At 73.7% G+C, this 6,730-nt stretch carries 5 protein-coding genes; all 5 read left to right on the forward strand.

All coding sequences use genetic code 11. From position 1 onward, the window contains the following. Window positions 1-2,325: 2,325 nt before the first annotated feature. Window positions 2,326-3,393 carry a type III polyketide synthase gene (locus tag AC07DI_RS37270; protein ID WP_478909390.1) on the forward strand — a complete coding sequence of 356 codons (1,068 nt, stop codon included), beginning with the start codon at window positions 2,326-2,328 and terminating at the stop codon, window positions 3,391-3,393. A 185-nt stretch (window positions 3,394-3,578) separates the two neighbouring features. Further along, window positions 3,579-4,118, forward strand: coding sequence for a cupin domain-containing protein (locus AC07DI_RS37275; RefSeq protein WP_384261858.1), 540 nt, complete (start codon window positions 3,579-3,581; stop codon window positions 4,116-4,118). A gap of 5 nt (window positions 4,119-4,123) precedes the next feature. Continuing rightward, complete coding sequence (locus AC07DI_RS37280) at window positions 4,124-5,485, forward strand: DegT/DnrJ/EryC1/StrS family aminotransferase (RefSeq protein ID WP_478909392.1); 1,362 nt, start codon at window positions 4,124-4,126, stop codon at window positions 5,483-5,485. Beyond that, a complete protein-coding gene (locus AC07DI_RS37285; RefSeq protein ID WP_478909394.1) occupies window positions 5,482-6,525 on the forward strand; it encodes a methyltransferase in 1,044 nt (347 codons plus the stop codon). The genes AC07DI_RS37280 and AC07DI_RS37285 overlap by 4 nt, the downstream gene beginning before the upstream one ends. 63 nt (window positions 6,526-6,588) lie before the next feature. Further along, a partial coding sequence (locus AC07DI_RS37290; protein WP_478909395.1) for a flavodoxin domain-containing protein occupies window positions 6,589-6,730 on the forward strand: 142 nt, incomplete at its 3' end.

The raw sequence follows: 6,730 nt of genomic DNA on the forward strand, positions 1-6,730 counted from the left end.
TCCCGCACCGTCCCGCACCGTCCCGTGCCGTCCCGTGCCGCCTCGTGCCGCCTCGTGCCGCCTCGTGCCGTGACCTACGTCACTTTGGGTGGGTCTTGGTCCGGGGGCGGCGTCCGTGTCACTATTTCCGCACGACTTCCCTGCCCAAAGCCGTTTTGCGGGCGATGGGCCGAGTGCCGTATCCGCCGCCGGGCACCGGCCGTGCCGGGCCTGTGCTCCGCCTGTGGCGCCGATCCCCCTCTCATGCTTTTCTGCCCGTGTGCCGTGGCGCCCTGGCGCCGGTGCTCTGCCCGCCTGCTGGCGGGGGGGTTCTCTGCGCCGCAGCGCAGGCACGCGCCCTGCGCCGCAGCGCAGGAACGGGCCCCGGGGTGCGGGGTCCGGCCGGAGGCGGGCGGGGGTCGGCCGTGCGGGCGGGTGCCTGATTCTCTGAGTTGTTCCGGGCGGGCGCGGCCTGCCGCGGCCGTTGGATGCCCCCCCACGGCCCTCACGGCCCTCACGGCTCCGCGGCCTCCGCGGCCCTCGCGGTCCCTTCGCGGTGTGCCCGGCCGGTGGCCTGCTGCCCCTCCGCTCCTCCGCCGCTCCGTGCTTTCTGTGCTGTACTGCCGCCCCCTCGGGGTCCGTTGGCTGTTCCGCTGCTGGATCGCCGGCTGAACGTTTCGCCCCGCAAGACCTGTGCCCGCCCCTGCTGTGAAGGGCGCGGAGCGAGAGCGGAGGGGGCGCCGGATGGGGGGCGGGGGCGGGCGAGCGGGGGTGGGGGGGTGTTCCGCCGGCCTTGCGCAGTCCGTGGCGCCCGCACCCGCCGTGCCGTCCGCCCCGTCCTTCTGTTCGCGCCCCCGCCTTCCGGGTGGCTCGGCCCTGCTGTGCGGCGGCCCCGCGCCGTGGCCCCGCCGCCCGGCCCGGCCGGCAGCGATCCCGGCGAGGACCAGCACCCCGCCGTCCGCCGTCCTTGCCCAGTACTGCGGGACAGCGTCGAGGCGCCGGTCACCGCGGCGGTGGGCGAGGACGGGCACCTAGCCGTCCGCCGTCCCCGCTCTCGTACCACGCCCCGCCCCGTCCCGACGCCCGTGCTCTGTCCAGTTTTTGCTGTCCCGGCCCGACCCGCCCCGTCCCGACGCCCGTGCCTGTCCGGTGCTTGCTGTCCCGCCCCGTCCTGTCCCGACGCCCGTGCCCGGTCCGGTGCTTGCTGTCCCGGCGCTGCGTGTGTCCCCTGCCGCTCCAACGCCCGGGCCGGGCGCGGCATGTGTCTCTGCGTTCCGCCCTTGCCCCGCCTCAACGCCTGCGTGCCGGCCGGCACGTGCGCCCCTCCGCCCTTGCCCTCATCGTCGTCCCCGCCCGCCCCCGCCCTGCTGCCGGATCACCGTCCGTACCTCCCGCCCCTCAGCACCCGTCCCCGCTGTGAAGAGCACAGGACAAGGGCGGAGGGGTGCCGGGTGGGGGAGCAGGGGCAGGCGGGCGAGGGGGCGGGGGAGAGTTCGGTGTGAGGGTGTGCGCCCTGCCGTCCCGCCTCAACTTCCGTACCGCGTACCAGCCGTGCCCGTTCTGGCGCCTGTCCCGTCCTGGCCCGGCCCCGGCCCGGCTTGGCCTGGCCCGCCCTGGCCAGCCCCGGCACCCGCACCTTGTCCGGCACATGCTGCCCCGCGCCGCCCTGACCCCGCACCGCGCCGCCCTGACCCTGCGCCGCCCCGACCATGCACCGCACCGCGCCGCCCTGACCTTGACCCTGCATCGCGCCGTGCCGCCCCAACGCCCGGGCCCGGTGCGGCTTCTGTCTTTCCGTTCCGCTCCTGTCTTCCCTGACGCCCGTATACGGTCCAGCCCCCCGCCCGGCCGGCCTGTCCGGTCTGCCCGCCCGGCCCAGTCGGCCCGGGTCACCCGCCCCGCTCCGCCCCAGCCGGCCCGCCCAACCGCTCCGCCCCAGCCGGCTCGGCCCAACCCGCCCTGCCCAGCCGGCCCGGGCCACCCGCTCAGCCCGGCCCAGCCGGCCCAACCCGCCCTGCCCAACCGGCCCGCTCCGCCCGCCCTGTCCGCTCCGGCCCGGCCGGTCCTGTCTGGCCGGTGCGGTGTGGGTCCCGCCCGCCCGTCCGCCCGCCCCGCCCCGCCCCGTCCTGTTCGTTCGTTCCGTGCCGCCTTCCGCCGGCTGCGGGTCTGCCGTCGTTGACGGGAGTTGTCCGCGCAGGCGGCGGAAGGCGGTGCGGCAGGCGTTGTCACCGCTGTCCCTTCCTTCTTCTGCCCCCGCCCCGCCCCGCCCGCTCCGGGTGGGGCGGGCGGGGTGCACCAGGTTGTGCACGTGCAGAAGGCAGACTCTAGAGAAAGTGGATTCCCGATATGCCCAGGCTATGCAAGCCGTCCGTGCGTGTACCGGAACACGTCATCACAGCCGAGGAGACGCTGCAGTTCGCCGAGCGGGCCCACGCCGGGAAGCCGCAGCTTCCCCTGGCGCTCCGGCTGATCCGCAACACGGGGGTGCAGAAGCGGCATATCGTGCAGCCCATCGAGCAGACCCTGCGCCACCCGGGCCTGACCGAACGCAACCGCCTCTACGAGGCGGAGTCGAAGAAACGTACCCCCGAGGTCGTCGAGGAGGCCCTGGCCAACGCCGGGCTCGGCGCCCGGGACATCGACGCGATCATCTACGTGTCGTGCACCGGGTTCCTGATGCCGTCGCTGACGGCCTGGCTCATCAACACGATGGGCCTGCGCTCGGACACCCGCCAGATCCCCATCGCCCAGCTGGGCTGCGCGGCCGGCGGCGCCGCGATCAACCGCGCCCACGACTTCTGCCTGGCCCACCCCGCCAGCAACGTCCTGATTGTCTCCTGCGAGCTGTGCTCGCTGTGCTACCAGCCCGACATGGACGACATCGGCTCGCTGCTCTCGGACGGGCTGTTCGGTGACGCGGTCGCGGCGGCCGTGGTGCGCGGCGCGGGCGGTACCGGGATCGAGCTGGAGGCCAACTCCTCCTACCTCATCCCCCACACCGAGGACTGGATCTCCTACGCGGTGCGCGACACCGGTTTCCACTTCCAGCTGGACCGCCGGGTGCCGGGCACCATGGAACCGCTGGCCCCGGTGCTGCGCGACTTCGCCGCCGGCCACGGCTGGGACGTGGGCAACCTCGACTTCTACATCGTCCACGCGGGCGGCCCGCGCATCCTCAACGACCTCGCCAAGTTCCTCGACGTGGACCGCAAGGTCTTCCGCCACAGCTGGGCGACGCTGACCGAGTACGGCAACATCGCCAGCGCCGTCGTCCTGGACGCCGCCCTGCGCCTGTTCGAGGAGGACACCCCGATGCCCGACGCCACCGGCCTGATCGCCGGGTTCGGGCCCGGCATCACCGCCGAGATGGCCCTGGGCCGCTGGAACAGCGACACCCCGCCCGCCGCCGCCTGACCCCCCACGCCCACCCGACGGCACCTGCCGTACCCGGCACACCTGCCGTACCCGGCGGCACCTGCCGTACCTGCCGTACCGGCGCATCTGCCGTACCGGCGTATCTGCTGTATCTGATCCGGGCCCCTCTGGGGGTCTTCGTGCCGCGTGGGAGAACGCGTGGCCAACGTAAAGGAAACCCATACATGACGGGCCTGATCGTCCCCCCCGGTGCGGGACGCAAGCTGATCACCCCGGCGCAGGAGGTGACCTTCAAGGCCACCTCGGCGCAGGGCTCGGCCATCTCCGTCTTCGAGGTCGTCGTGCCGCCCGGCTTCGATGTCGGCGCCCATGTGCACCACGAGTCCCAGGAGTTCTTCTACGTCCTGGAGGGCGAGCTGGATTTGATGTGCTTCGAGCCGACCGAACGCAGCAAGGACACCTGGCACCACTGGCGTTCCGCCGAGGGTGAGCGGGTCATCAAGGCGGCCGAGGGCGGCTGCATGTTCGTGCCGCCGGGCACCCCGCACGCCTTTCGCAACGCCACCGACAAGCCGGTGAAGATGCTCTTCCAGAGCTATCCCTCGCCCGACCACGAGCACTACTTCGAGGAGATCGCGGAGATCTGGGCGCGCGGCACCACGGTGGACCCCGCGGCCGTGGAGGAGATGCGCAAGCGCTACGACGTCGAGGAAATCACCCCCTTGCGCTACCAGCCGCCCGCGCCCGCGGACAACGGGAAGTGACCGCCATGAACACCCCCCAGCCCCCCGCCCCCCAGACCCCCGCCGCCCAGGCCCAGGCCGCCGCCTCCCGGGCCCTCGCCTCCGCCGCCGGCCAGGCTCCTGCCTCCGCCGCCCAGGCCCAGGCCGCCGCCGCCTCCCGGGTTCCTGCCCCGCAGGCTGCCCTCTCCCCGGCCGCCGCCGGCCAGGCACCCGCCGCTCAGGCCGGTGCCGGCGAGGCTCCTGTGCCGCTGGTGCGGGCCAGTCTGGGCGAGGCCGAACTGGCCGCGGTCGCCGAGGTGTTCGCCTCGGGCTGGCCGGCCGGGCAGGGCCCGCGGGGCACCGCCCTGGAAGCCCAGCTCGCCCAGCGTTATGACCGCCACGCGGTGGCGCTCGCCAACTGCGGGGCCGCCCTGCACGTGGCGCTGCTCGCGCTGGGTGTCAGGGCGGGCGATGAGGTCATCGTCGCCGACTACACCTTCCCCGCGCCCGCCCACGCGGTGCGCTACCTCGATGCCGTGCCCGTCTTCGCCGACGTGCGCCCCGACACCCACACCGTGGACCCGCAGGCCGTCGCCGACCTGATCGGCCCCCGAACGGTCGGGATCATCGCGGTGGACACCGTGGGCCTGCCCGCCGACTACCGCGAACTGCGGGCCCTGGCCGAGCGCCACCACCTCTTCCTCATCGAGGACGCCGCCTGCGCGGTCGGCGCCACCTACCAGGGACAGCAGGCCGGCGCGCTGGCCGAGGTGGCCTGCCTGTCCTTCCACGGACGCAAGGGCGCCACCAGCGGCGAGGGCGGCGCCCTGCTGGCCGCCGACCCGGCCCTGGCCGCCGATGCCCGCAGGCGCTCCTCCTTCGGCATCGGCAGCATCTTCGACCAGTCACAGATCGTGGGCCTGCCCATCCCGGAATTCACCGAGATCGGCTACAACTTCAAACTCTCCGACATCGCCGCGGCCATCCTGCAGGTCCAGCTCACCCGCATCGGCGAACTCCTTGAGCGCCGCACCGCCGTCGCCGAGCAGTACGCCCAACTCCTGGCCGATGAGGAACTGCTGACCCTGCCGCAGGTGCCGGCCGACCGCACCCACGCCTGGCAGTCCTACCTGGTGCGCCTGGACGAGCGGGTGGACCGCGCGGCCCTGGCCGCCGACCTGCGCGGCCAGGGCATCGGCTGCGGCCACGGCACCTGGGCCAGCCACCTGCAGCCCGTCTTCGAGGCCAAGCAGAGCTGCCCCGTCTCCGCCGACCTCTTCGCCCGCCACCTGGCCATCCCCATGCACGCCGAACTCAGCACCGCCCAGATCGAACGGGTCGCCGGCCGGCTGCGCACCGCACTGCACACCCACACGGCCCCCGCCCGGGCCCGGAAAGGCACCGCATGAGCGAGAACACGAGCGAGAACACGAGCGGGAACACGAGCGGGAACACGAGCGGGAACGCCCCGGCGCCCGACACCATCCTGCGCCTGATCAACGGCTACTGGTCCACCGGCATCCTGGGCGCCGCGTGCACCCACCGCCTCTTCACCCACCTGCAGGACGGCGCCGGCACCGCCGCCGCCCTGGCCGAGCGTGCCGCCATCTCCGAACGCGGCGCCCAGACCCTCCTGGACGGCCTGCTCTCCATCGGCCTTGTCACCCTGCACGAGGGCCGCTACCAAAACAGTGCCGAGGCCGCCGCCTACCTCGTCGAGGGCCGGCCCGCCGACCTCAGCGCCATGGCCCGCCTCAAACTCACCCACATGGGCAGCCTGATGGCGCTGCCCGAGGTGGTCGCCGCCGGCGGCCCCGTCACCGACCCGGCCGTCGAGGTCGCCGACAACCCGCACTGGGGCCAGGTCGTCACCGCCATCGCCGCCCAGTCGGTGCCCGCCGCGGCCCTGGCCGCCGACCTGCTGGGCCTGGACGGGGCCGGCGCCGTCCGCATCCTCGACATCGGCGGCGGCTCCGGCATCTACTCGGCCACCTGGCTGGCCCGCAACCCCGCCGCCCGCGCCACCCAGCTCGACTGGCAGCCCATCAACGCCATCGCCCGCCGCCAGCTCACCGAACGCGGCCTGGGCGAGCGTTTCACCTGCATCGACGGCGACTTCCACACCACCGAACTGGCCCCCGGCGCCTACGACATCGCCCTGTACTCCCACATCGCCCACCAGGAAGGCCCCGAGGACAACATCGCCCTGTTCACCCGCTTCAAGGACGCCCTGGCCCCCGGCGGCGCCCTGGTCGTGTGCGACTACGTCGTCGAGGACGACCGCAGCGGCCCGCCCTTCCCGCTGCTGTTCGCCTCCGAAATGCTCCTCAAGAGCACCCAGGGCGGCACCTGGCGGCGCACCGACTACCACAGCTGGCTCACCAAAGCCGGCTTCAGCGACATCTCCTTCCACTCCGCCCCGCCCGCCACCCTCGTCATCGCCCGCTAACCCCCCCACACACACCGGCACACCGGCACACCGGCACATCCCGAAGGACAGAAGGACATCACCGTGGAACCTGTCAACGTCGCCGTCATCTACTACAGCGCCACCGGCACCGTGCACACTTTGGCCCAGGCGGTGGCCGAGGGCGCGGAGAAGGCCGGGGCGAACGTGCGGCTGCGCAAGGTCGCCGAGACCGCCCCCGAGGCCG

The organism is Streptomyces sp. NPDC044106, assembly GCF_056433985.1.